This window comes from Hyphomicrobiales bacterium (assembly GCA_030688605.1).
In the GTDB taxonomy this organism is placed as follows: domain Bacteria; phylum Pseudomonadota; class Alphaproteobacteria; order Rhizobiales; family NORP267; genus JAUYJB01.
On sequence record JAUYJB010000014.1, the window covers coordinates 1 to 23,846 of the forward strand.

General features: G+C 64.4%; 21 protein-coding genes, 1 tRNA gene and 1 pseudogene. 20 read left to right on the top strand and 3 right to left on the bottom strand.

All coding sequences use genetic code 11. The features are described from left to right. A partial coding sequence (locus Q8P46_01640; GenBank protein MDP2618874.1) for a DNA gyrase C-terminal beta-propeller domain-containing protein occupies positions 1-874 on the top strand: 874 nt, incomplete at its 5' end. 203 nt (positions 875-1,077) lie between these two features. Then, on the top strand, positions 1,078-1,692 hold the full coding sequence (locus Q8P46_01645) for a LysE family translocator (GenBank protein MDP2618875.1): 615 nt from the start codon (positions 1,078-1,080) through the stop codon (positions 1,690-1,692). Between the two features lie 86 nt (positions 1,693-1,778). Here Q8P46_01645 and Q8P46_01650 read toward each other — a convergent pair. Continuing rightward, positions 1,779-2,264 (bottom strand): annotated as a pseudogene (locus tag Q8P46_01650) (cytochrome b/b6 domain-containing protein). 179 nt (positions 2,265-2,443) lie between these two features. Between Q8P46_01650 and coaD the strand changes: the two are divergent. The 10 genes from coaD to Q8P46_01700 all read left to right on the top strand — a co-directional run bounded on the left by coaD (position 2,444) and on the right by Q8P46_01700 (position 11,180). Further along, entirely contained in the window at positions 2,444-2,941 is a 498-nt protein-coding gene (gene coaD, locus Q8P46_01655; GenBank protein ID MDP2618876.1) for a pantetheine-phosphate adenylyltransferase, read from the top strand. Positions 2,942-2,982: 41 nt separating this feature from the next. Then, complete coding sequence (locus Q8P46_01660) at positions 2,983-3,453, top strand: peptidylprolyl isomerase (GenBank protein MDP2618877.1); 471 nt, start codon at positions 2,983-2,985, stop codon at positions 3,451-3,453. Positions 3,454-3,476: 23 nt separating this feature from the next. After that, positions 3,477-4,562, top strand: coding sequence for a tRNA preQ1(34) S-adenosylmethionine ribosyltransferase-isomerase QueA (queA, locus tag Q8P46_01665; protein ID MDP2618878.1), 1,086 nt, complete (start codon positions 3,477-3,479; stop codon positions 4,560-4,562). Further along, positions 4,559-5,689 carry a tRNA guanosine(34) transglycosylase Tgt gene (gene tgt / locus Q8P46_01670; GenBank protein MDP2618879.1) on the top strand — a complete coding sequence of 377 codons (1,131 nt, stop codon included), beginning with the start codon at positions 4,559-4,561 and terminating at the stop codon, positions 5,687-5,689. Before queA ends, tgt begins: the two co-directional genes overlap by 4 nt. Before the next feature lie 54 nt (positions 5,690-5,743). Continuing rightward, positions 5,744-5,819: transfer RNA gene (locus tag Q8P46_01675), tRNA-Lys, on the top strand. A 190-nt stretch (positions 5,820-6,009) separates the two neighbouring features. Beyond that, the gene (locus Q8P46_01680) at positions 6,010-7,686 is read left to right on the top strand and encodes a glycosyltransferase family 39 protein (protein ID MDP2618880.1); all 1,677 of its coding nucleotides are present in this window, start codon (positions 6,010-6,012) and stop codon (positions 7,684-7,686) included. Then, entirely contained in the window at positions 7,683-8,561 is an 879-nt protein-coding gene (locus tag Q8P46_01685; GenBank protein MDP2618881.1) for a phosphatase PAP2 family protein, read from the top strand. Before Q8P46_01680 ends, Q8P46_01685 begins: the two co-directional genes overlap by 4 nt. Positions 8,562-8,603: 42 nt before the next feature. Beyond that, positions 8,604-9,404: a glycosyltransferase family 2 protein gene (locus Q8P46_01690; GenBank protein MDP2618882.1), complete on the top strand. Its 801-nt coding sequence runs from the start codon at positions 8,604-8,606 to the stop codon at positions 9,402-9,404. After that, positions 9,394-9,723 (top strand): lipid-A-disaccharide synthase N-terminal domain-containing protein, encoded by a 330-nt coding sequence (locus Q8P46_01695; GenBank protein ID MDP2618883.1) that lies wholly within the window; start codon positions 9,394-9,396, stop codon positions 9,721-9,723. Before Q8P46_01690 ends, Q8P46_01695 begins: the two co-directional genes overlap by 11 nt. A gap of 125 nt (positions 9,724-9,848) precedes the next feature. Then, complete coding sequence (locus Q8P46_01700) at positions 9,849-11,180, top strand: UDP-glucose/GDP-mannose dehydrogenase family protein (protein MDP2618884.1); 1,332 nt, start codon at positions 9,849-9,851, stop codon at positions 11,178-11,180. Positions 11,181-11,235: 55 nt separating this feature from the next. Here the strand turns inward: Q8P46_01700 and Q8P46_01705 are convergent, their stop codons facing one another. Next, positions 11,236-12,288, bottom strand: coding sequence for a glycosyltransferase family 4 protein (locus Q8P46_01705; GenBank protein ID MDP2618885.1), 1,053 nt, complete (start codon positions 12,286-12,288; stop codon positions 11,236-11,238). 327 nt (positions 12,289-12,615) lie between these two features. Here Q8P46_01705 and Q8P46_01710 point away from each other — a divergent pair, with 327 nt between their 5' ends. Genes Q8P46_01710 through Q8P46_01730 form a run of 5 tightly spaced genes read left to right on the top strand, consistent with a single transcriptional unit; the run spans position 12,616 to position 17,045 of the window. After that, positions 12,616-13,413: an FkbM family methyltransferase gene (locus Q8P46_01710; protein ID MDP2618886.1), complete on the top strand. Its 798-nt coding sequence runs from the start codon at positions 12,616-12,618 to the stop codon at positions 13,411-13,413. 34 nt (positions 13,414-13,447) lie between these two features. After that, complete coding sequence (locus Q8P46_01715; protein ID MDP2618887.1) at positions 13,448-14,356, top strand: class I SAM-dependent methyltransferase; 909 nt, start codon at positions 13,448-13,450, stop codon at positions 14,354-14,356. Between the two features lie 25 nt (positions 14,357-14,381). Then, positions 14,382-15,164 carry a glycosyltransferase family 25 protein gene (locus Q8P46_01720; protein ID MDP2618888.1) on the top strand — a complete coding sequence of 261 codons (783 nt, stop codon included), beginning with the start codon at positions 14,382-14,384 and terminating at the stop codon, positions 15,162-15,164. Further along, entirely contained in the window at positions 15,161-16,198 is a 1,038-nt protein-coding gene (locus tag Q8P46_01725; protein MDP2618889.1) for a glycosyltransferase, read from the top strand. The genes Q8P46_01720 and Q8P46_01725 overlap by 4 nt, the downstream gene beginning before the upstream one ends. 16 nt (positions 16,199-16,214) lie before the next feature. Continuing rightward, on the top strand, positions 16,215-17,045 hold the full coding sequence (locus Q8P46_01730; GenBank protein ID MDP2618890.1) for a glycosyltransferase family 25 protein: 831 nt from the start codon (positions 16,215-16,217) through the stop codon (positions 17,043-17,045). Between the two features lie 121 nt (positions 17,046-17,166). Here the strand turns inward: Q8P46_01730 and Q8P46_01735 are convergent, their stop codons facing one another. Continuing rightward, positions 17,167-18,303, bottom strand: a complete 1,137-nt coding sequence (locus Q8P46_01735) for a cytochrome c3 family protein (protein MDP2618891.1) — start codon at positions 18,301-18,303, stop codon at positions 17,167-17,169. 290 nt (positions 18,304-18,593) lie between these two features. Between Q8P46_01735 and Q8P46_01740 the strand changes: the two genes are divergently transcribed. The 3 genes from Q8P46_01740 (at position 18,594) to Q8P46_01750 (ending at position 23,846) form a co-directional block, all read left to right on the top strand. Beyond that, entirely contained in the window at positions 18,594-19,802 is a 1,209-nt protein-coding gene (locus Q8P46_01740; GenBank protein ID MDP2618892.1) for a cytochrome P450, read from the top strand. A 41-nt stretch (positions 19,803-19,843) separates the two neighbouring features. Further along, on the top strand, positions 19,844-23,005 hold the full coding sequence (putA, locus tag Q8P46_01745; GenBank protein MDP2618893.1) for a bifunctional proline dehydrogenase/L-glutamate gamma-semialdehyde dehydrogenase PutA: 3,162 nt from the start codon (positions 19,844-19,846) through the stop codon (positions 23,003-23,005). 100 nt (positions 23,006-23,105) lie between these two features. Beyond that, positions 23,106-23,846 (top strand): VWA domain-containing protein, encoded by a 741-nt coding sequence (locus Q8P46_01750; GenBank protein MDP2618894.1) that lies wholly within the window; start codon positions 23,106-23,108, stop codon positions 23,844-23,846.

The following is a 23,846-nucleotide window of genomic DNA, read 5'->3' on the forward strand; positions in this document are numbered from 1 at the left end:
GCTGCAGGAGAACGAGATCATCACCACCATCATGCCGCTGCCCGAGGACGAGGCGAGCTGGGAGGGACTGCACGTCATGTTCGCGACCACGGGCGGCACCGTGCGGCGCAACGACCTCGCCGACTTCGTGCAGATCTACCGCAACGGCAAGATCGCCATGAAGCTCGACGAGGGCGAGGCGATCGTCGACGTGCATATCTGCGCCGACGACCAGGACGTGCTGCTGACCACCGCGCTCGGCCAGTGCATCCGCTTCCGGGTCACCGACATCAGGGTGTTCAAGGGCCGCGACTCCGTCGGCGTGCGCGGCATCAAGCTGACGGAGGGGGACCGGGTCATCTCTATGTCGCTGCTCTACCATGTCGAGGCGACGCCGGCCGAGCGCGCCGCCTATCTGAAGCGCGCCGCGGCAATGCGCCGGGCGGCAAACGGCGAGGAGAGCGTCGAGGAACCGGCGCTCGAAGGCGAGGAGGTCGATGAGGAGGCCGAGCTCGGCACCGAGCGCTACGCCGAGATGGGGGCGGCCGAGCAGTTCGTGCTGGCGGTTTCAGAGAACGGCTACGGCAAGCGCAGCTCATCTTACGAGTACCGGGCCTCCGGGCGCGGCGGCAAGGGCATCATCGCCATGACTGTGAACGAGCGCAACGGGCCTCTCGTCGCCTCCTTCCCGGTCGAGGACGGCGACCAGATCATGTTGGTGACCGACGGCGGGCAGCTGATCCGTTGCCCGGTCGACGGCATCCGCATCATCGGCCGCTCGACGCAAGGGGTCATCGTCTTCGACACCGCGGAGGGCGAGCGGGTGGTCTCGGTCGAGCATATCCGCGAGGAGGAAGAGGCGGAGGAGGGCGCGGCGGAGAATAATGGCGAATAAGCCGGTGTTCGCTCTTGTAGAATCGGTTCACGTCCGTATTCCGTTCACCGTCACCCCGACGAAAGTCGGGGGCCGGAGGCAATCCGCGTGGCGGTACGCGATGCTGCTCCTGGATACCGGCTTTCGCCGGTACGACGAGGGTGGGCGGTGAAGCATTACCTTGCCGCTGGCGCGGGCGACCCGCAAGTGGCAATGTCGCGGCCATGAATCTGGAGCTCTTCAGCGCATTTCTGCTGCTCGCGGTCGTGCTTTTCCTGTCGCCCGGGCCGATCGTCACCCTGGTCGTCGCCACCGGGGTCACCCAGGGCATGCGGGCGGCGCTGTTGACCGTCGCCGGCACGACGCTCGCCAACGGCCTGTTGCTGGCGATGATCGCGGCGGGCCTGACCTGGCTGATCCATACCTCCTCGGTGCTGTTCGAATATGTGCGCTTTGCAGGCGCCGCCTATCTCATCTGGCTCGGCATCCAAGCGTGGCGCCACGCAGACCAGGGCATGGAGGTCATCGCGCCGCCAGGGCGCGTCAATTTCTGGCGCGGCTTCTGGGTCGCCCTGTCAAACCCCAAGACCATCGCCTTCTTTTCCGCCTTCCTGCCGCAGTTCGTCGACCCGGCGCTTCCGGCGGGGCCGCAGATAGCGCTGATGTGCCTGGCCTCGGTGATGCTCGGCGGCGTGCTCGATTCGAGCTACGCGGTTGCCGCCGGCGCCGGCAGGGCGTTCCTGTTCACGCCGGCGCGCACGCGGATGATGGGCCGCGCCTCGGGGCTGGTGCTGATCGGCGGCGGAATATGGTTGGCGCTGGCGCGCCGGGCGCCGTGATGGCGTCTATTGGCTCTCGCGCTTTTCTCCGGTGACCATGGACCAGGCCAGGTTCTCCTGGTGCGCATAGCTCGCACCGCGATCAGCAGGAGCAGCACGTTGGACAATGCCTCGTGCAGCTCCTTGGCGGCCTCTCCGCGCCCGTCCTCTTCGTCGTCGTCGCGGGCGGCGGCGGGCGCCGCGAACAGGCTGGTGGTCACCGCGGCGAGCTGCGTTTCATCGCCCCGATAGGCGATGTGGCCGGTCCACACGACCGCGGCGATCGTGATCATTAGGGCCAGGACACTTAAGCCGCCGGCCGGGCTGTGCCCGATATAGCGCTTCGAGCGCAGCCGGATGAGGTCGCGCGCATAGGCGACCACAGTCCCCAGCGGGAACAGGAAATCGCTGAAGCGGGCGTGTTCCGGCCCGACGAACCCCCACAGAATGCGTAAGCCGATGATCCCGGCGACGTAATATCCAGCCACGACGTGCAGCAAGAGCGCGTCGTCCTCGGTCACGAAACAGATCAAGATCGCGGCAACCATGCTCCAATGAAAAGAACGCACGAACAGGTCCCAAACCCTGACCATGAGTGATTCCTCCATATCCCGATTGCGGGGGCGAACGTCCGACCACAATCATTCGACTTCAATATGGCGGTGTCGCCGCCAGCGGCGCAGTGCGCCGCCTTGCCGCAGGAAAGCGGTGGAACGTGGCGGCGCTGTTTCCTGTTGCGTTAACGCCGCCTTGCAATTATCCGGGTAGGGCCATGCGCTTGACCGGTCTATATCCGGGCACCTTCGATCCGGTGACCAACGGGCATCTCGACGTCATCGCGCGCGCCTGCGCCATCGTCGATCGGCTGGTCATTGCCATCGGCGTGCATCACGGCAAGGAGCCGCTTTTTTCTGCCGACGAGCGCATCGAGATGCTGCAGCGGGAGACCGCCGGGATTGCCGAAAACAGCGGCGCCGTGATCGACGTCGTCACCTTCGACGGGCTGGTCGTCGACATGGCCCGCGAGGAGGATGCGACCTTGCTGTTTCGCGGCCTGCGCAACGGAACCGACTTCGACTATGAGATACAGATGGCCGGGATGAATGGCGCCATGGCGCCGGAAGTCCAGACCGTGTTCCTGCCGGCTTCCGCCGAGGTGCGTCATATCGCGGCCTCTTTGGTGCGGCAGATCGCTTCCATGGGCGGAGATGTCGATGCATTCGTGCCGCCGCTGGTCGCCGAGCGGCTGCGCGAGCACTATGGTAGCTGAAGCTGCCGCCCCCACCGTCACGCAACGATGAGGAGATCAGGATGGCCCAGCAGGACCCGGAGAATACATTGATCATGGAAACGTCGCAGGGCCAGGTGGTCATCGCGCTCAGGCCCGATCTGGCGCCGACCCATGTCTCGCGCATCAAGGAGCTGGCGCGGGAAAGCTTCTATGATGGCGTCGTCTTCCACCGGGTGATCGACGGCTTCATGGCGCAGACGGGCGATCCGACCGCGACCGGAACCGGCGGCTCGGGCCAGAGACTGACGGCCGAATTCAGCGAGGAGTCGCATGTGCGCGGCACCTGCGCCATGGCCCGCGCCCAGGATCCCGACAGCGCCGACAGTCAGTTTTTCATCTGCTTTGGCGACGCCCCCTGGCTCGACGGCCAATACACGGTGTGGGGTCAGGTCGTCGAGGGGATGGACAGCGTCGACAAGATCAAGCGCGGCGAGCCGGTCAGCGACCCGGACAGGATCGTCAGCTTGCGCGTCGCCGCCGACGTCGCCTAAAGGCTCGGACTACGGGACCCAGGGTGCGTGTCGATGACTTCGATTTCGAGCTGCCGGAAGAGCGGATCGCCCTGCGCCCGGTCGAGCCGCGCGATAGGGCGCGGCTATTGGTGGTGCGGCCGGGCGCAACGCCGGAATTCGAGGACCGGATGTTTTCCGACCTGCCGGACCTGCTCGATCCCGCCGACATCCTGGTGTGCAACGATACCAGTGTGATCCACGCCCGGCTGACGGGCTGGCGAACGCGGGAGGCGGCGCGCGCCGCAATCGAGGTGACGCTGCACAGGCGCGGCGACGCGGCGACCTGGCGCGCCTTCGCCAAGCCAGCGCGGCGACTCAAGGTCGGCGACCGGGTGTCATTCGGCGCCGACGAGGGGGCGTGCCTCGCAGGCGCCCTCGACGGGACGATCGCCGCCAAGGGAACCGGCGGCGAGGTCACCATCGCCTTCGATTTTGCAGGCCCGGTGCTCGACGAGGCGATCGCGGCGGCGGGCGTCATGCCGCTGCCGCCCTATATCGCCTCGCGCCGCGCGCCCGACGAACGGGACGAGACTGACTATCAGACCGTCTTTGCCCGCGAGGAGGGAGCGGTTGCCGCGCCAACGGCGGCGCTGCATTTCACCGAGGCGCTGCTCGAGCGGCTATCGGGGCGCGGTGTCAAGACGGTCTTCGTGACCCTGCATGTCGGCGCCGGGACGTTTCTGCCGGTCAAGGCGGAGGATACCGCCGACCACCGCATGCAGGCTGAGTGGGGCACGATCGGCGCAGAGGCGGCACAGGAGATCAACCGCGCCCGGGCGGCCGGCGGCAGGGTCGTCGCCGCTGGAACGACGTCGCTGCGGCTGATCGAGGCGGCGGCGCGGCCGGACGGCGAGGTGACCGCCTTTGCCGGCGAGACCGACCTCTTCATCACGCCGGGCTACCGTTTCAATTCCGTCGACCGGCTGATCACCAATTTCCACCTGCCGCGCTCGACCCTGTTCATGCTGGTATCCGCCTTTTCCGGACTTGACCGCATGCGCCGCGCCTATGCCCACGCGATTGCCGAGGGCTACCGCTTCTATTCATATGGCGATGCCTGCCTGCTGCACCCCGAGGCGGCGCGATGAGCGGCTTTTTCTTCAAGCTTATCGCCGAGGACAAGGCGGCGCGACGCGGCGAGATCGAGACCCGGCATGGGCGCGTGCGCACGCCGGCCTTCATGCCTGTCGGCACCCAGGCGACCGTCAAGGCGCTCTATCCCCAACAGGTCAGGGAGGCGGGCGCCGACATGGTGCTCGCCAACACCTACCATCTGATGCTGCGGCCGGGCGCGGAGCGCATCGCGACCCTTGGCGGCCTGCACCGCTTCATGAACTGGGATGGGCCGATCCTCACCGATTCCGGCGGATTCCAGGTCATGTCGCTCGCCAAGCTCAGGAAAGTGTCCGACCAGGGGGTCACCTTCCAGTCCCATCTCGACGGAACGACCCATCAACTGACGCCCGAGCGGGCGGTCGAGATCCAGACCCTGCTCGGCGCCGACATCCAGATGCAGCTCGACGAATGCATCGCCTCGCCGGCAAGCCGCGCCGAGGCCGGGCGCGCCATGCGGCTTTCGCTCGCCTGGGCCGAGCGCGCGCGGGCGAGCTTTTCCGGCGCCAAGGGCCGAGCCCTGTTCGGAATCGTACAGGGCAACGTCTTCGAGGATCTGCGAACCGAGTCGGCGCGGGCGCTTGTGGACATGGACTTTGCCGGCTACGCCATCGGCGGGCTGGCCGTCGGCGAAGGGCAGGAACTGATGCTCAAGGTGCTCGACTTCACGGTGCCGCTGTTGCCGGCGCAAAAACCGCGCTACCTGATGGGGGTGGGAACGCCAGAGGACATCCTTGAATCGGTTTCCCGCGGCATCGACATGTTCGATTGCGTGATTCCGACCCGCGCGGGCCGCCACGGGCACGCCTACACGCGGCTCGGCCGGCTTAACCTGCGCAATGCGCGTCATGTCGAAGATGCCGGCCCGCTCGACCCGGAAAGCAACTGCCCCGCGGCGAGTTCCTACTCCCGCGCGTATCTGCATCATCTGGTCAAGGCGGGGGAATATTTGGGCGCCATGCTGTTGAGCTGGGCCAATGTCGCCTATTATGAAGGACTCATGGCCGGTATCCGCGAGGCCATATCGCAGGGACGGTTCGAGGCGTTCCGGCGCGAGACCCTGGCCGATCTTGCCCGCGGCGGCGAATCCGCGCAGGGATGAGCGCGGCAAATGGTTTCCTAGGTTCGGATAATGCTCTATAGCTGCCGCGCTCAAGAGCCCGTAGCTCAGTTGGCAGAGCAACTGACTTTTAATCAGTAGGTCCTCGGTTCGAATCCGAGCGGGCTCACCAACGCTTTCAAGCGGTTATCGTGAGGGCGATTGGACGGAAACATTGCCTTGCAGCGGGATGATTTCGCGCCGCGCCTTGCCGGATGAACCGATTTGACCGATCCAGTTGACCCCAGATGACCGGCCAACACACCAACTCCACCCGCGAAGGAGGCCCGGCGCAACCGGCTGCCGGGCAGCCCCGAAGGGAGTTGGCCGGAGGCGGGTTCTGTGTCTCGTTCCTCGACCGCATCGCGGCTTCGAGGGGGCTGAGCACCGCCGCGATCATCATTGTCGCGCTGTTCTGCTTTCTGCCGGGCTTGACCAGCATCGATCCCGTCGACCGCGACGAAGCCAGATTTGCCCAGGCGAGCCGGCAAATGCTCGAAACCGGCGACTTCGTCGACATCCGGTTCCAGGACCAAACGCGCTACAAGAAGCCGATCGGCATTTATTGGCTGCAGGTGGCGGCGGCCGAGATCGTCGGCGACGGCGCCGCCTCGCCGATCTGGGTCTACCGCTTGCCGTCGCTCCTCGGCGCTCTGGCGGCGGCGCTGCTCACCTGGTGGACGGCGCTGGCCCTTGCCAGCCGCCGCGCGGCGCTTCTCGCCGGCCTCGTGATGGCCGCCAGTCTGCTGCTTGTCGTCGAGGCCCATCTGGCAAAGACGGACGCCGTGCTGCTGGCGACGGTCTTGCTCGCGCACGGGGCGCTGGCGCGGATCTGGCTCGCAGACGGCGACCGGCCGTACCTTGGCCTTGCGGCCCTGTTCTGGACCGCGATCGGTCTAGGCATCCTGGTAAAGGGACCGATCATCCTGCTCGTCACCGGACTTACCGTCGCCATATTGATGGCGGCCGGCGGTCGACGCGGGCTTGCGCGGCGTCTTGCGGCATGGCGGGGCTTGGCATGGGCCGCCGCCCTGGTCGCGCCCTGGTTCGTGGCGATTACGATGGCGTCCGGCGGCAGTTTCGTCGCCGAGTCGGTCGGCGGCGACATGCTCGCCAAGGTTTTCAGCGTCCGGGAGTCGCACGGCGCGCCGCCGGGGACCTACGCGCTGCTGCTGTTCATCAGCTTCTGGCCCGGCGCGGCCTATCTTGCCCTCGGCGCTCCGTTTATCCGCGACAATGGGCGCCGCCCGGCGATTCTGTTTTCCCTTGCCTGGGCGCTGCCGACCTGGATCGTGTTCGAACTCATCGCAACCAAGCTTCCGCATTACGTTCTGCCGACCTATCCGGCGCTGGCGATTCTCGCAGCGACCAGCATCGACGAGGGGGCGGTGCGCGTGCGCGGATGGCTCGGTCATGTCGTCGGCTTCAACATTGTCGCCGTCCCGCTCGGGTTCTCTATCGGCGTGCCGATACTGTTCTATCTGTTCGAGGGGCGGCTGCCGGCGACGGCGGTGGGCGTGTTTCTCTGCGCCGTCATCGCCGCAACGCTCGCCTGGTGGCTGCTGGCGGTGAAGGGGAGGGCGGCGACGTCTGTTGTGACGTCACTGGCAGCGGCAACGCTTCTCTATATCGGCATGTTCGGGATCGCCTTCCCCGACATGACGTCCATTCGCGTCGCCAGCCGGCTGGTCGAAGCCGGGCGTGCGGCTGTCTCCTGCTCGGAGCCGGAATTCGCCGTCGCCGGGCTCGGCGAGCCGAGCCTGGTATTTGCCGCCGGCACCAGGACGCCGCTGACGGGAGGCGATGGCGCCGCCGATTTCCTAGCCGTAGGCGGCTGCCGGGTCGCATTCGTGGAGCTGCGCGCGCTGCAGACGTTCCAGAGCCGGGCCGAGGACCTCGGCATCTCGGTCGAGAAGAAGGGCGCCGTCAGCGGCTATAATATCGGCCGCCCGCGGCCGGTGACGCTTGAGCTGTACGTCAACAGGGACGCCGCGCCATGACCGAGACCGGCGACCGCAGGCGGCTGGTGTACCGCCTCGGCGAGCGGTTTCGACGCAATGGCGCGGCGGTTGTCAGCCGGCTGCGCGGCAAGCGAACGGCATTGCCGCCCGACGCGCGCAATCGCTCCCTCCGTATCGGCCTCGTCATCGCCGCCCTGACGGTGCTATCGATCCTAGTGGCGGCGATCTTTCTCGACGGGCCGTCGGTCCTTTGGGTGCGCTCCCGGTCGGCGTCGGTCAATCACGTATTCCAGGCCATCACCGGCCTCGGCAAGTCGAACTGGATCCTGATCCCGACGGCGATTCTGGTTCTGCTGCTGCTCTTCGGCGACTGGCAAAGGGTCGACCGGGCGACGCGACTGGCCTGGTCGACAATCGGCGCGCTCGCCTTCTACCTCTTCGCCGCCGTCGCCGGCTCGGGGATCGCCGTCAACATCATCAAGCCGTTCGTCGGCCGCGTGCGGCCTCTCGTCTTCGAAGCGGTCGACCCGTTCAATTTTCACCCGTTTCGGCCCGGCTACGACCATGCAAGCTTCCCTTCGGCCCATGCCACCACCATGGGCGCGCTGATCGTCGCAGGCTGCCTCATCTTTCCGCGCTGGCGGCCGGCCATCATTGCCGCCGGATTCGTGATCGCGGCAAGCCGGGTGATGGTGCGGGCGCACTATCCGAGCGATGTCGTCGGCGGCCTGGCCCTCGGCGGTCTGTTCGCCTATGGGATGGCGCGTTTCCTGGCCGGCATCGGGTACGGCTTTTCACACCGGCCGCACGCCACCATAAGGGCGCGGACCGAAGTCGTCCGCCGCGCTTTCGCCCGCCGCGGCGGACCGCGCCGGATGCTGGCCGGGCTTGTGAAGGCACTCGAAGCTCGCTAGAGCATTCGCCGGGCGTGATGCAGTCCATGATCCGAGGATTCAATGATGCCTTCCCGTTCGCCAAGGACCGCGGCGACAGCAGGGCCGTCGGCTGCCGATGGCGGCCGGGCGGCGCCTGCCGTCAGTGTCGTGGCGCCGTGCCGAGACGAGGCGGGCAACCTGCCCGAGCTTGTCGACCAGATCGGGACGGCGCTCGCCGGCCGGACCTTCGAGGTGATTGTGGTCGACGACGGGTCGAGCGACGATACGGCCACAGTGCTCGCCGCGCTGCACGGACAGAAGCCCTGGCTGAGGCATGTCCGGCACGAGCGCCCGACCGGGCAGAGCGCGGCGATCCGCAGCGGCATCTTGGCCGCGCGCGGCGACGTGATCGTCACCATCGACGGCGACGGCCAGAAAGATCCGGCCTACATACCGGCGCTTCTCGATGCGCTCGACAAGGGCGGCAATGAAGTGGCGCTCGCGGCCGGCCAGCGCACGGGGCGCGTCGCCAGCCTGGTGAAGCGACTTGCCTCGCGCTTCGCCAACAAGCTGCGCAGCGCGGTTCTGAAGGATGACACCCGCGACACCGGTTGCGGCCTGAAGGCGCTACCGCGCGAAGTGTTTCTGCGGCTGCCCTATTTCGACGGGTGGCACCGCTATCTGCCGGCGCTGGTTCAAAGCGAAGGATATTGCGTCACCCATGTCGACGTGGTCGATCGCGCGCGCCGCCATGGCCGGTCCAAGTACGGCATCCTCGACCGCGCTCTCATCGGCGTGGCGGACCTTATCGGCGTCTGGTGGCTGCTGCGGCGGCGCCGGCACGCCCCGAAAATGACGGAGACTGATTTCGATGCTCGCTGAGTGGTTCGAATTGTTTACGGCCTGGCTTTATCTGGTTTTCGTGGCCCAGTTCGATCTGTGGGTCGTGTTCGGCTTCATCGCGCAGTTCATGTTCATGATGCGCTTCGTCGTCCAATGGATCGCCAGCGAGCGCGCCAGGCGCAGCATCATCCCGATTGCCTTCTGGTTCTTTTCGGTCGCCGGCGGCTCGCTGCTGCTGACCTACGCGATCTACCGGCAGGATCCGGTGTTCATCGCCGGCCAGGCCGGCGGCCTGTTCATCTATTTCCGCAATATCTGGTTCGTCTTTCGCGAGCGCGCGGCGGCAGCCGGTGGATAAGCCCCGAGCGTTGCCATATGTTGCCCCATCATGTGTCGCAGGCGCCCCTCGATATCCGGACCGAGAGCTTAGCGACGGCGCGGTCGACCCGCTCACACATGACAAAGTAACGGGTTTGGAAAGCCATGCGAATCGCCGTTATCGGATCCGGCTATGTGGGACTTGTTTCAGGGGCGTGCTTCGCCGATTTCGGCCACGAGGTCGTCTGCGTCGACAAGGATCAGGAGCGGATCGAACGGTTGAACCGGGGCGAGATGCCGATCTACGAGCCGGGCCTCGACGTGCTCGTCAACGGCAACCGGTTCGCCGGCCGCCTCGCCTTTGCGACCGCGCTCGGCGAAGCGGTGAAGGGAGTCGACGCGGTGTTCATCGCGGTCGGCACGCCGGCGCGGCGCGGCGACGGCCACGCCGATCTTTCCTATGTCTACGCCGCGGCAGAGGAGATCGCAGCAGCGGTGGATCGACGAACCGTCATCGTCACCAAATCGACGGTGCCGGTCGGGACTGCGGACGAGGTCGAAGCCATCGTCCGCAAGACGCGCCCGGACGGAGATTTTTCGGTTGCCTCCAACCCGGAGTTTCTTCGCCAGGGGGCGGCGATCGATGATTTCAAGCGGCCGGACCGGGTCATTGTCGGCGCCGAGGACGAGCATGCGCGCGTGGTCATGCGCGCGCTTTATCGCCCGCTCTATCTCAACGAAACACCCATTCTGTTCACGAGCCGGCGCACCGCGGAGCTGATCAAATACGCGGCCAATGCGTTTCTGGCCACCAAGGTGACCTTCATCAACCAGATGGCGGACCTGTGCGAGGCGACCGGCGCCGACGTGCAGGATGTCGCCCGCGGGCTCGGCCTCGACCGGCGCATCGGCCCCAAATTCCTTCACCCCGGCCCTGGCTATGGCGGCTCCTGCTTCCCGAAGGACACGCTGGCGCTGGTGCAAACGGCACAAGACTTCGGCGCGCCGTGCCGTATCATCGAGGCGGTCATCGAGATCAATTCCCGGCGCAAGCGCGCGATGGTCGAGCGGATCGAGAAAGCCTGCGGCGGTACGCTGGCCGGCAAGACCATCGCGGTGTTGGGGCTCACCTTCAAGCCGGAAACGGACGACATGCGCGAAGCGCCCGCGCTCGACATTGTCGCCGGCCTTTTGGACCGCGGCGCCAAGGTGCGCGCCCACGACCCCAAGGGCATGGAGGAGGCGAAAAAGCTGCTGCCCGCCGCCGTCACCTATTGCGAGGGGCCTTACGAGGCGGCCGAAGGCGCCAACGCTCTGACCATCCTCACCGAGTGGAACGCTTACCGTGCGCTCGACCTCGGCCAGTTGAAGGCCGCACTCGCCGAACCCGTCATCGTCGATCTGCGCAATATCTATCGGCCGGAAGAAATGGACAAGGCGGGTCTCACCTATGTCAGCCTCGGGCGCCCGGCGGTCCGCGACCGCGGCGAATCGTGACCGCTGCATAGGCCCGTCATGGCTTGGAGCGGATTTCGTTCATATGAAATCCGCTCTAGCCGTTGGCGTCGCCGGGTTCTGCCAAGTTCAGTGATCGCGCAAAGAATCGACCATCCTCGTCGGCGAGACTCCGGTAGATGTCGATCAGCTTGGTCGCTTCTTCCCGAATGTCGAAATTGTCGACCACATGTTGGCGGCACGCGGCAGCAAGTTTGTTGCGAATTGTGTCTGAGCCCATGAGCGCGTCCGCCGCCGATATCAATTCCGCGACGCTGCCGGGCTCGATCAGATTGCCCGTCTTGCCTTCGGGGATGATTTCGGGAAAGGCGCCCACCTTTGTCGCCACCACCGGGACCCCGCACGCCATGGCCTCAAGGGGGGTCAGGCCAAAGCCTTCCCATCGCTGCGGCGCGACATAGATCGACAAGGCTTGATACCAGTGCGACATCTCATGGGACGGGATTTCGCCCGGAAACAGGATACGGTCGCCGAGGCCGGCGGCGTTCACTCTGTCCTGCAGCGACCGCCGGAAGCCGAAATGCGGCATGGTCGCGCGCCCGAGCACGAGCGCGCACCAGTCGGGATGCCGCGGCAAGAGTTCGATCATGGCGTCGACGAAAACGTCGGTACCCTTTTGATGGCGGATGCGGCCGAAACAGCCGATGCAGTGCTTGCTGCTTATGCCAAGCCTCTCACGAATCTTGGCCCGGCTCGCCGGCGGCTGGAAGGCTTCCAGGTCGATGCCGTGATAGATGATGTCGGCCGGAACCTCCAGATACTCCTTGGTCGCCCTTGAGGTGGCGACGACGCCGTCCATTCTGCGAAGCAGGAACTTGGTGTAGCGGGTGTGATCGCGTTGCGACGCGGATGTGAAAAGCAACCGCAACTTATGCCGAAAGACATATTTCAGGATAATGCCGAACAGCATTTCGGTGTTGCGTCGGGCATGGAATACACGCGGCCGCCCTTTGGCGGTTGGGCGATATCCCAACCGCATGAGTTCGAACAAGCTGATTTTCGGAACAAAATCCGGCAACCCCCAGCCGAAGCTGACGATTCCGATATCTCGCGCCTGTATGGGCACGAGACGCACAATCGTCGCCGTCACGCCCGACAATCTCCGCTTGAAGTTGGGCGCGACGACTTCGACGTCCTTGATCGAGACTGCGGGGTGGGCGGGTTTCATCGGAACCGAACGAGAATTCTCATGCCCTCAAGACATGGCCGGATGCATCAATCGGGCAGGGGTCGGGCGGCAGCCCGAAAGTGAGGCGTAGCGCGTCCCCCGTCGCAATTTCGACCTTCACACCTGGAACGAGATTTGGCAACTGATTGTGTCCGTTGTGCCGCCACCGGAACCGGCGGCCCGCCCGTCGCCGCGGCATGTTCCGGATAGCGCTAGGAAATCGGCGAAAAAGCTTCTAATTATCAGTCGATGAACGCTCGATCCGGCGGGGCGGTGATCAGCAGGCAGATCAAATCACCCCTTGTAAGGAGTGCTTATATCAAGAATCCGTTCAGAAACGTGATCCTGCACTGGCGTCGCCTAAGAAATCTGCAGGCTGTGCGAATTGACGGGATTGTCGTCAGCACCCGGCCGGAGATGGTGGTTCGGTCGGTTCGATCAGCGCTCTTCAAGAGCACCTTTGAGGCTCCCGAACGGCATCTGGTCGCCCGAGCCGTCGAAAGGACGGACCGTGTGCTGGAGATCGGTACGGGGACAGGCTTGGTCAGCCTGGTGGCAGCCAGGATCTGCGGTCCGGAGAACATGCTGTGCTACGAGGCGAACCCCAAGCTGCAAGCGATTATCGAGGAGAACTATAAGCTCAACGGGATGACACCGAATTTGCGAATGAAGGCGGTCACCGTTGACGGCCGAAAGGTAAGCTTTTTCGTCGATGAAAATCTATTGTCATCGAGCCTCGTTGATCGGAGGTCCGGCAGAAAGATTCTTGTGCCCAGCGATCCCTTGGGCGCGATCCTGGCCGAATTCCGCCCCAACGTGCTGATCATGGATGTCGAGGGCGCGGAAGTCGAACTGCTGTCGCGGACCCGATTGGATCCAATCAACAAGATTATCGTCGAGCTGCATCCGCATATCGTCGGCGAAGAGGCAGTTCGCCACCTTGAAGAGCATCTTATGGATATTGGTTTCACGCTTTTCCGGCGACAAGACAGGACCGAACATTACGAGCGCGTCGAACGGAAACCTGGAACGCTGTTGAATGAATGAGCCACATTCGCCGAGTGCATCGATAAGGTTTCGAATGCTCGACCCACTCTATGATGACCGCAAGAGCTCGTTTCACTGCTTGTCCGGAGATGGCAAGCTTTCTCTTGCGGGAAAACTTGCATATATTGGTTTTGTAACTCTTGAGTTTCAGTTAAATAGAGACCGTAGCTTAAATTGGCCCGTAGAATATTACTCTCCGGAGCTCAACGTCGAGCGGCTGACGTATACGTTCGGAGACCATCTCCTGACCGTCAGCCCGTCGCGGGCGCTATGTTATGATTTTCTTTTGCACCATGCGCGGACCTTCTTGGGCAATCGACCCGCCGTCATCGATCTGGGCTGCGGCAATGGGAGTTATTCGCGGCATTTGCGCAAGCTCGTTGAGTTCGCCTCATATCAGGGCCTCGATATCCTTCGCCGGTCCGATTGGGAGAAGCATGCGGCCGATGATGTTGCCTTTGCGACGGCGGTTCTCGGCAAGGATGTCATCGACGTGGATGGCCGCAACGCGGTGTTTTCGCAGTCCGTTTTGGAACATGTCGAACACGACCGGGAGATATTCCGTCGATTCAGGTCGACAGGGCCGGTGACGCTGAAACACCTGCATCTGATGCCGGCGACACGGTCCTGGTATGACTATCGGTTTCATGGCTACCGGCGGTACGGACCCGTCGAGCTCAACCGTCTGTTGAACGATCCGGGATTTTTCAATGTGAGGATCTTCGCCTTGGGCAACTGGCTCAGTAGAACCTATTACCGACCGCTGAAAGGACGGCGGGCGAAGTTTGGCGACGTTGGCGTAAAGGGTCGGAAGGCCTTGGAATCCTACAACAAATCGCTCTCTCCATTGGAGAATCTGGCGCGCAGGCGCGACGAGTTGATCGCCACCGAGATCTCGGATGTGTCTTTTTTCGCGATCGCATTCGAACAACGTCTGGGATGAGCGGCTCCGGATTGCGACAAACAACATGTGGCATTCCTATCTCATTAATCTGAGCGACAATCGAGTCCGTCTCGAACGTTCCCGCAAGCAGTTCGACGCGCTTGGCATCGGCTTTTCGCGGGTCGACGCGGTTAATGGCTGGATGTTGAGCGAAGCGGAGTCCGCGCGGGTATACGACCGCAGGGCGGGGAAACGGCGGTTCAAATACGAACTGGTGAAGCCGGAGATCGGCTGCTATTTGAGCCATATCGAATGCTGGCGGCAGATTGCCGAAAGCGGAGAGGGCGGCGGCTTCATATTCGAGGATGATTTTCACGCCGCCCCGGAGCTGAAGTCAGTGCTCGAGGCCGTCTCCCGCGACGATGGCGACTGGGATGTCGTTAAGCTTTTCACGCTCAAGGAAAGGTCGAAGCAGATCAGCCAAAGGCCGCTGACCAAGGACCACTGGATCGTCATGCCCTACCGGGTTCCGACCTGCCTGATCGGATACGGGATAAGGCGGCAGGCGGCGGATAGGCTCGTCGGGGAGTCGATCCCGTTCTTCCGGCCGGTCGACGAGGACATGAAATTCTTCTGGGAGAAGAGCATCAAAGTCGCGCTGGTCGTACCGCCGCCGGTGAGCGTCGGCGATCAGCAGACACAAACCGGCACGATCGGTATGGCACGGAAGACGGCCCAGGCAAGATCCGGCCGCGGCCAGCTCGCCAAAGCGGCGAAGAACATCGCCTTCCAACTCCACTATAACGGCCTGTTGCTGTATCACCGAACGGTTGGCGCGTTGGTTCCTGGGCGACGGCCATGGCGCTGAAGGTGGTTCATGCTCATTTTGGCAAGGACGGCGGTGCCGAACGTTTCTTTGTCAATTTGGTCAATTCCCTGCACGAGCACGGCGTCGAACAGAAATTCATCATCCGCCCCAATCGAAGCTGGCGCGGCGACATCGAGCAATGTGGCGAGATCATTGAAAACCATTATCGCCGCGTTTCGCTATCGGCTGTGCTTCTGGAGATTCGGTTCCGCCGACTTCTGCGTGAATTCAAGCCCAATGCCATCATGTCCTGGATGCCTAGGGCGAGCCGGTTGATGCAGAAATTCGATGGTGCCGTCAAGATCGCGCGGATGGGCGATTTTCCCCGCCATTTGAAGCATTTCGGCAATTGCGACATCCTGGTCGGGAATGTGCCCGGAATCGGCCGCCGCTGCCGCGAGCTCGGTTGGGAGAAACCGGTCCAGATCATCTCCAATTTTCCGCGCAAGACCTCCGGAAATAAGATCGCCCGTTCGAGCCTGTCGACGCCCGACGGCGCCTTGCTGGTGACGGCGGCCGGCCGGTTCGTCCCGCGCAAGGGGTTCGACGTCGTGGTCCGCGCCGTCGCCCGGCTTGACAACGTGCATCTGTGGCTGATCGGCGAGGGACAGGAAGCTGAGAATCTCATGCAGCTGGCCAAACAGGCCGGCGCGCAGAGCCGGATTCATTTTGTCGGCTGGCAGGATGACCCATCGCCCTATGTCGCTGCATCCGACATTTTTTGCATGCCATCGAGGCACGAACCCTTGGGCAATGTGATACTCGAGGCCTGGAATGTCGGCGTCCCCGTGGTCTCAGCCCGAAGCGAAGGACCGAGCTGGTTCATGCGCGACGGCGACAACGGTTTGATGGTTGCGATCGACGATGTCGACGGGTTCGCAAGGGCGTTCGAACGGCTTCAAGGCGACGAGGCGCTGCGGAAGAGGATCGTCCAAGGCGGGCGCGAGACGCTGGCCGGGCAGTTCTCCAAAGAGAGCATTACCCGCCAATATATGAAGCTGTTTTCAGGCGAGATCGAAAATCACGGGATATGACCGGGAACCCCTCCGGGTGAACATCATCATCATCAATCTTGCCGCGGCGACAGAGCGGCTATCCGTCCAGACAAAGCAGATGGCACGGTTGGGCCTTGCCTTCGAGCGGCTTGAGGCGATCAGCGCCGCCGATCTTACCGATGAGATCGACAAACCGATCTGGAAGAGCTGGCAAAGACCGATGCGGGCAGGCGAAATCGGCTGTTTTCTCAGCCATCGGGCCGCATGGCAGAAAATTGCCGAAAGCGGCCAGCCTGCCCTGGTGCTCGAGGATGATGCCCTGCTTTCCTCATTTGTTCCGGAGGTTCTCGGCGCTCTTGCCGCATGGGATCGCGCCGACCATGTGAGCCTGGAGGTCAAGGGTCGCAGGAAGCTCGTGGGCCGGGCCGCGATAACGGTTGCCGGCCGGGTCGGCGCGGTTCGAATGTATCAGGACAGAAGCGGCGCTGCGGCCTATGTGCTGTGGCCGAGCGGCGCCGAAAGGCTTCTAGCCAAGACCCGGCACAGGGCGGGTATTGCCGACGCGATCCTGTGCGAAAGCTATGACCTGCGCTCCTACCAGCTGGAGCCGGCCTGCGCCATTCAGCTCGACCAGTGCGCCGCCTACGGCCTTCCGCCGATCATCGCCACGGATTCGAGCACCGCACCGGATAGGACGCCCCGCCCCGATCCCGGAACTGTTCTCGACGCCGCCGGTTTCCGTTGGCGGCGCATCAAGGCCCAGCTTGGCATGGCGATCCGCCGCCTGTCCGTGATCCACCGGGCGGAAAAGCGCTTGGTGACCCTGGACAGGTCCCACTTCGACTGGGCGCGGGAGACGTTTGGACGGCCGCAAGAGGAAGCCTGACGGTGCGAAAGCTTGAAAAACGCGAGAAAAAGGCGCCGGCCGTTTCCGGCTGGCGCTCGTCTTCCCTCTAAAGTTCGTCGTCCAGGGCCGTTGCCGGCCCCGGAGCGACTTATCTCCGGCCTTATGATTCCGGCCGGATCAGCTTGCTTGTGTCGACCATCGCCTTCCCGGACAGGTCTTGGAGGCTGTCCACCAAGAGCTGGATGACGTACTGGCCGTTATGGGCATACGCCCCGGGGTCCTTGGCCGCGAACTGATAGTTGTAGGCGGCGCGCAACAGGCGCGGCGTCCACGACTGGTAGCGGTTCGGAAAGATCGCCTCGGACCTGTCGGCCTTGCCGTCCGCATTCGTGTCGGCGAAGAAGTACGGATGGTTGTGCGAGTCGTAAGCGATCGGGGTCTTGGCCACCTCGGTGGCATAGCTCTGGATCGCCTTGAGCAGCGCCTCTTGCAGGGTGGCGATCTCCTCGGCCATGCCTTCCTCAACATTGCCGTCGCCATCAAAGTCGACGGGCGTCATGCGGATCTTCGACAATTCCGCCCTGGACTTGATGCCCGCCTCCACGTGACAGGTGGCGCACAGTTCGAACCTGACCTTCAGGGCATGCTGCTCGTGGCAGTCGGCGCAGCGCTGTTGAATGCCGTTATGGCCGTAATAGCCCTTATAGGTCTGGCCATCATACTCATAGCCGCCCTTGGCCTGGGTGCCAAAGCGGGTCGCGCCGGCTGCCCGATAGTGGACGTTGACGAACCCGAGTTTCGGCTGCACCTCGTCGTCGGTCATGCCGGCGATCTTCTCGTTAACGCTGACCGTGGATTCGCGTCCCTGGTGGCAGGTCATGCAGCGCGAATCGTCGCCGACGTTCTCCACCGTCAATCCGGACGGGAAGGTGACGCTGCTCATCATGATGGTTGCATCATTATGGCAGGCGACGCAGGCGATGACCGTGCCGGTCGGGGCCGGGCGATTGACGACGCCCGGCTCGGAGCCGTCGGCGCCGACAAAGTCACGGAAGCCAGGCGTCGAGTGACATTTGGCGCAGGCGAGCGGAATCTCGCCCTCTTCGTTCCAGTGGATGAACGCCTCGGCGCTCGCCCGCGCGTGCGGCGAGCCGGCCCACTCCGTGACGAACGGGAATTCCAGCGGTGCAGATTGTGCGAAAGCCGGCGTTACGCCCAAGGCTGCGAGCGCCAAGAGCCCTGCGACAGCGGCAATTCGCCTCAGTTCCAGCAAGAGCGACATGTTGTGGACCTCCATTCTCATTCCGCCCGCAGGGACCAGCCCAGTCTTGCCCGCACGGCGAAGCCTAATTTTTCGCGCGCTCGAGGCGGCGCGATGCGATCGACAATCGTCGATGGCGCCTAGCACGGCCGCCGATTGCGCTCCCGTCATTCGATTCCTGTTCCGAATGAATGCTCGTTCAAGGCATCCATTTTCACCATGACATCGATCAAGTTTACGCGCGGCATCGGGCATCCCGGAATTCCCTTTCCGCCCCCTCGTTTGGCGATTGTCACGCCAATCCCGATCGACAATAATCGGCCGTCATGCAGCGGAAATCTCAGTCAGCGGTTCCGACACTCGACATCGACCCGTATGACCGGGCGACACTGATTGCGCCTTACGGCTATTATGACGCGCTCAGAGAGGCGGGGCCGGTCGTCTATCTGCCGCAATACGATGTCTACGCGACCGGGCGGCACGAGGCGGTCTGCGCCATACTGCAGGACTGGCCGACCTATTGCTCCTCGCGCGGCGTGGGCCTGTCGGATTTCAGCAAGGAAAAACCCTGGCGTGATCCTTCGGTCCTGATCGAATCCGATCCGCCGCGGCACAATGAAGTGCGCAAGGTGATCCTGCGCATCCTGTCCAAGCGCGCGCTCGCCGAACTTTCCGAAATGCTCGCGCGCGAGGCCGAGGCGCTGGTCGACAGGCTGGTGGAGCAACGGCGGTTCGATGCCTGCCGGGATCTCGTCCAGCCCTATCTTCTCAAGGTGTTCGGCGATGCGGTCGGCGTCGACGAGACCGGCCGCGAGCACCTGGTTACCTATGGCGAGGTGGCGTTCAATTCGTTCGGCCCGCTCAACGAGCATTTCCACGCCTCGATCGAGAAAAGCAACTCGTCCGGCGCCACCCAATGGGTCATGGACCGGTGCAAACGGGAAGCGCTCGGCCCCGGCAGGTTCGGCGCCAAGGTCTATGAATATGCCGAGGAAGGCAATGTCACCGAATATGAGGCGTGGAACCTGGTGCGCGCGCTCCTGTCGGCCGGCATCGACACCACGATTGGGGGCATAGCCCACCTGTTGTTGTGCCTGGCGCGAAATCCCGAACAGTATGATCTGTTGGCGACCGAGCCGGCGCGGGCCGGCGCGGCGTTCAACGAAGCGGTGCGTCACGATCCGCCGATCCATTCGATCTTCAGGACCACGACCCGTTGTGTGAGCCTGGCGGGCGTCGATCTCGGCGAGGGGCAGAAGGTGCTGGCCAGCATCGGCGCGGCCAGCCGCGATCCGCGGCGCTGGGACGATCCGGCAATGTTCGATCTGACGCGCGATACCGCCGGTCACATCGGCTTCGGCTCGGGCGTACATCTGTGCATTGGCATGAATATCGCGCACCTCGAGGCGGCGGCCCTCACCACGGCGTTCGTGGCCCGGGTGAAACGGATCGAATTGGCCGGCGAGCCGGTCTACAAGGCGAACAATTCCATGCGCTCGTTGGCCGAGCTGCCGGTTTCGGTTGTCCCCCATTAGGGCCGCATGGGTTATGATGGGTTCCCTCGGGAGCCATCGCCATGCGGCCCGCCGCCAATACCCCTATTGAGCTGCCGTTGCGCCAGGCGATTGCGGCCGACTATCTCGCAGAAGAGGCCGCGCTCGTCCGCGCGCTGCTGCCAGCCGCGCGTCTTGAACCGGAGATGCGCGCGCGGGTCGAGAAGAATGCGCGGCGGTTGGTCGAGGCGGCGCGCGCCGGCCGCCGAAAGTTCGGCGGCGTTGACGCGATGATGAGCGAATACGGGCTGTCGAGCGAGGAGGGCGTGGTGCTGATGTGCCTTGCCGAGGCGCTGCTGCGCGTTCCCGACGCCAACACAGCCGACAAGCTCATCGCCGACAAGATCGGAGGACGCGCCTGGGAAGCCCATCTCGGCCATTCCGATTCGCTTCTCGTCAACGCCTCGACCTGGGGGCTGATGCTGACCGGTCGCGTCGTCGATCTCGGCGAGGGCGAGGGAAGCGACGTGGCGAGCCTCGTCAAGCGGCTGGTGGCCAAGTCGGGCGAGCCCATCATCCGGCAAGCGATGCGCCACGCCATGCGCATCATCGGCGGTCAGTTCGTGCTCGGCCGCACCATCGAGGAAGCGCTTCGGCTCGGCGAGCCGCAGGCAAGGCAAGGCTACCGCTTCTCCTTCGACATGCTCGGCGAGGCGGCGATGACCGCGCGCGACGCTGCCCGCTATCTCGATGCATACCTGCATGCCGCTGAAATCATTGCGAAACATGCCGGGCTGGGAGAGGGGGAGAGCATCTTCGCCCGCCCGGGCGTTTCCATAAAGCTGTCCGCGCTTCATCCGCGCTTCGAGCCGAGACAACGTGCCCGCATCATGGCCGAGCTGGTACCGCGGCTTTCCGGCCTCGTCGCGGCGGCACGCGAGCGCGGGCTGGCGCTGACCATCGACGCGGAGGAGATGGACCGGCTCGATCTGACGCTTGGGGTTTTCGCGGCTCTCATCGGCGATCGCGCCGCTGCCGGCTGGGACGGGCTGGGCATCGCCGTGCAGGCCTATGCGCGGCGCGCCATGGCGGTGCTCGCCTGGCTCAAGGCGCTGGCCGAGCAAACGGGCCACAGGATTCCGGTGCGGCTCGTCAAGGGCGCCTACTGGGACAGCGAGATCAAGCGCGCCCAGGAAGCGGGGCTTGAGTCTTATCCAGTATTCACGCGCAAGGCTTCAACCGACGTCTCGTTTCTTGCCTGCGCGCGCTTTCTGCTCGCCCACCGCGATTGCTTTTATGCCCAGTTCGCGACCCACAACGCCCACAGCATCGCCGCGGTGCATGCCCTTGCCGGCGGCAGCGCGGATTACGAATTCCAGCGCCTGCACGGCATGGGACAGGCAATCTACGAGGATGCGACCCGGCCCGATGGGCTCGGCGTTGCCTGCCGCATCTACGCGCCGGTTGGCAGCCACGAGGATTTGCTCGCCTATCTGGTGCGCCGGCTGCTCGAGAACGGCGCCAACACCTCTTTCGTCAACCGTCTGGCCGACGACGCGGCGCCGATCGAGGAAATCATCCTCGACCCGGCGGAAAAAGTCGCGGCGCGGAAGATCATTCCGCACCCGCGCATTCCTCAGCCCGGCGATGTTTTTCTTCCCGAGCGCAAGAACAGCCGCGGCTTCTTGCTGCACGAGGATGCGGTGCGGGGGCCGCTGATCGCGGCGATGCAAAGTGCGCTGCAGGAGAAGGCCGATGCCGGTCCGATCGTCGCCGGCAAGGCCGGCTCCGGTGCGGAACGGACGATTTTCTCGCCCCATGACCGCCGGGTCCGCGTCGGTACGGTCGTGGAAGCGGGCGAGGCCGCGGTCGAGGCGGCGCTTGCCTCGGCATCGGCCGCGCAACCCGCGTGGGACCGGCGCGGCGGCGCTGAGCGGGCCGAACTTCTGGAACAGGCCGCCGACCTCTATGAGGCCAACGGCGCACGGCTGATGGCGCTGATGGTGCGCGAGGCCGGCAAGACGCTCGACAATGCGCTTGCCGATCTGCGCGAGGCGGCGGATTTCCTGCGCTACTATGCCATTCAGGCGCGCCGTCAATTCGCCGGTCCCCGGACTTTGCCGAGCCCGACTGGCGAGCGGAACGAAATGCATCTTCATGGGCGCGGCGTCTTTGCCTGTATCAGCCCGTGGAACTTCCCGCTCGCCATATTCACCGGCCAGGCCGCAGCCGCGCTCGCCGCCGGCAACACCGTCCTCGCCAAGCCGGCTGAACAGACCCCGCTCGTCGCTGCCGCGGCCGTGCGGCTGATGCATCGAGCCGGCATCCCCGACGATGTCATCCAACTCCTGCCGGGCGCCGGCGAGGTGGTCGGCGCGCGGCTCGTCGCCGACAGGCGCGTTTCCGGCATCGCCTTCACCGGCTCCAACGAGACGGCGGATGCGATCCAGAAACTGCTGGCGGGGCGTGGCGGCGCGATTGTCCCGCTGATCGCCGAGACCGGCGGCATCAACGCCATGATCGTCGATTCAACCGCTCTGCCGGAGCAGGCGGTGCGGGACGCGGTGCGCTCGGCCTTCGACAGCGCCGGCCAGCGCTGCTCGGCGCTGCGCTTGCTGTGCGTGCAGGAGGATATCGCCGGCCGGCTGCTCGAGATGCTGGTCGGCGCCATGCAGGAGCTTACGATCGGCGACCCGCTCGACTATGCCACCGATGTCGGCCCGGTGATCGACGAGGACGCGCGCGCGACGCTGGAAGCTCACAAGGCGCAGATGCGCAAACAGGCAAAGACGCTGGTCGAGCTTAGGCTGCCGGCGGCCGCGCGGCACGGCACTTTCGTGGCGCCGGCGGCCTACGAGATAGACTCGATTTTGGTCCTGAAGCGCGAGGTGTTCGGTCCGATCCTGCATGTGGTGCGTTTTCAGGCCGGAAGGCTGGCGCAGGTCTGCGAGGCCATCAACGCCACCGGCTACGGCCTGACGCTCGGGGTGCATAGCCGCATCGACGAGACCGTCAGCGAGGTTGCCTCGCGGGTGCGGGTCGGCAATATTTACGTCAACCGCAACCAGATCGGCGCCGTCGTCGGGGCGCAACCCTTCGGCGGCGAGGGACTTTCCGGCACCGGACCCAAGGCGGGCGGGCCGCATTATCTGCCCCGTTTTGCGGTAGAGCGCGTGACGTCGACCGACATAACCGCTTCGGGCGGAAATGCGGCGCTCCTGTCCCTCGATCCGGAAGGGCGATAGGCGCTGCGCGGAGGTTTGTTTTTTTGCCGCCGTGCCGCCATCTAATGTGAATAAGCATAATCTGAGTAGGCGGCGACGCGCCGCATCGGTGCACAGAGCCATGGCCAACAGGGACAAACCGAAAGCAGAGGTGGTTGAGAGCGGCACGCCGGGAAAGCCGGCGGAGACCTCCAGCCATTCGCAGATCGACGATTTTCTCAAGACGGCGCGCCGGCTTACGCTCCTGCGTGCGTCCGGGGAACGCGGCCGGCTGATTTTTGCCCTCGATGCGACGATGAGCCGGCAGCCCACCTGGGACAGCGCCTGCCGGCATCAGGCGGAGATGTTCCACCAGACCGCGGCGATCGGTGGACTCGATGTGCAACTCGTCTATTTCCGGGGCTTTCGCGAATGCCGGGCGAGCAAATGGGTCGACGACCCGAAACACTTGGCCGAACTGATGACCCGCATCGACTGCCGCGGCGGCCACACCCAGATCGGCAAGGTGCTGACCCATGCGCGCAAGGAGGCGGCGCGGCAGCGGGTTCATGCGCTGGTCTATGTCGGCGACTGCATGGAGGAAGAACTCGACCATCTGTGCGCCGAGGCCGGCAAGCTCGGCCTCTTGCACGTGCCGGCCTTCATGTTCCAGGAGGGCTATGAGCCGCTCGCCGAGCGCGCCTTTCGCGAGATCGCCCGGCTGACCGGAGGCGCCTGGTGCCGCTTCGATGTGGCCGCCGCCAACCAATTGCGCGAATTGCTCTCGGCGGTTGCCGTCTATGCGGCGGGCGGGCGCGCGGCACTGGAGAATTTGAGCGCCAAAGGCGGCCGCGGCCGCTTGTTGCTCGAACAGCTTCGGTAG

Coding starts and splice junctions, on each gene's coding strand:
- Q8P46_01695 (MDP2618883.1), top strand. CDS start 9,394: ATGCTCGCTGAGTGGTTCGAATTGTTTACGGCCTGGCTTTATCTGGTT.
- tgt (MDP2618879.1), top strand. CDS start 4,559: ATGAGCGGCTTTTTCTTCAAGCTTATCGCCGAGGACAAGGCGGCGCGA.
- coaD (MDP2618876.1), top strand. CDS start 2,444: ATGCGCTTGACCGGTCTATATCCGGGCACCTTCGATCCGGTGACCAAC.
- Q8P46_01740 (MDP2618892.1), top strand. CDS start 18,594: ATGCAGCGGAAATCTCAGTCAGCGGTTCCGACACTCGACATCGACCCG.
- Q8P46_01715 (MDP2618887.1), top strand. CDS start 13,448: ATGCTCGACCCACTCTATGATGACCGCAAGAGCTCGTTTCACTGCTTG.
- Q8P46_01660 (MDP2618877.1), top strand. CDS start 2,983: ATGGCCCAGCAGGACCCGGAGAATACATTGATCATGGAAACGTCGCAG.
- Q8P46_01690 (MDP2618882.1), top strand. CDS start 8,604: ATGATGCCTTCCCGTTCGCCAAGGACCGCGGCGACAGCAGGGCCGTCG.
- Q8P46_01645 (MDP2618875.1), top strand. CDS start 1,078: ATGAATCTGGAGCTCTTCAGCGCATTTCTGCTGCTCGCGGTCGTGCTT.
- Q8P46_01700 (MDP2618884.1), top strand. CDS start 9,849: ATGCGAATCGCCGTTATCGGATCCGGCTATGTGGGACTTGTTTCAGGG.
- Q8P46_01735 (MDP2618891.1), bottom strand. CDS start 18,303: ATGGAGGTCCACAACATGTCGCTCTTGCTGGAACTGAGGCGAATTGCC.
- Q8P46_01750 (MDP2618894.1), top strand. CDS start 23,106: ATGGCCAACAGGGACAAACCGAAAGCAGAGGTGGTTGAGAGCGGCACG.
- Q8P46_01710 (MDP2618886.1), top strand. CDS start 12,616: ATGAACGCTCGATCCGGCGGGGCGGTGATCAGCAGGCAGATCAAATCA.
- Q8P46_01685 (MDP2618881.1), top strand. CDS start 7,683: ATGACCGAGACCGGCGACCGCAGGCGGCTGGTGTACCGCCTCGGCGAG.
- putA (MDP2618893.1), top strand. CDS start 19,844: ATGCGGCCCGCCGCCAATACCCCTATTGAGCTGCCGTTGCGCCAGGCG.
- Q8P46_01720 (MDP2618888.1), top strand. CDS start 14,382: ATGTGGCATTCCTATCTCATTAATCTGAGCGACAATCGAGTCCGTCTC.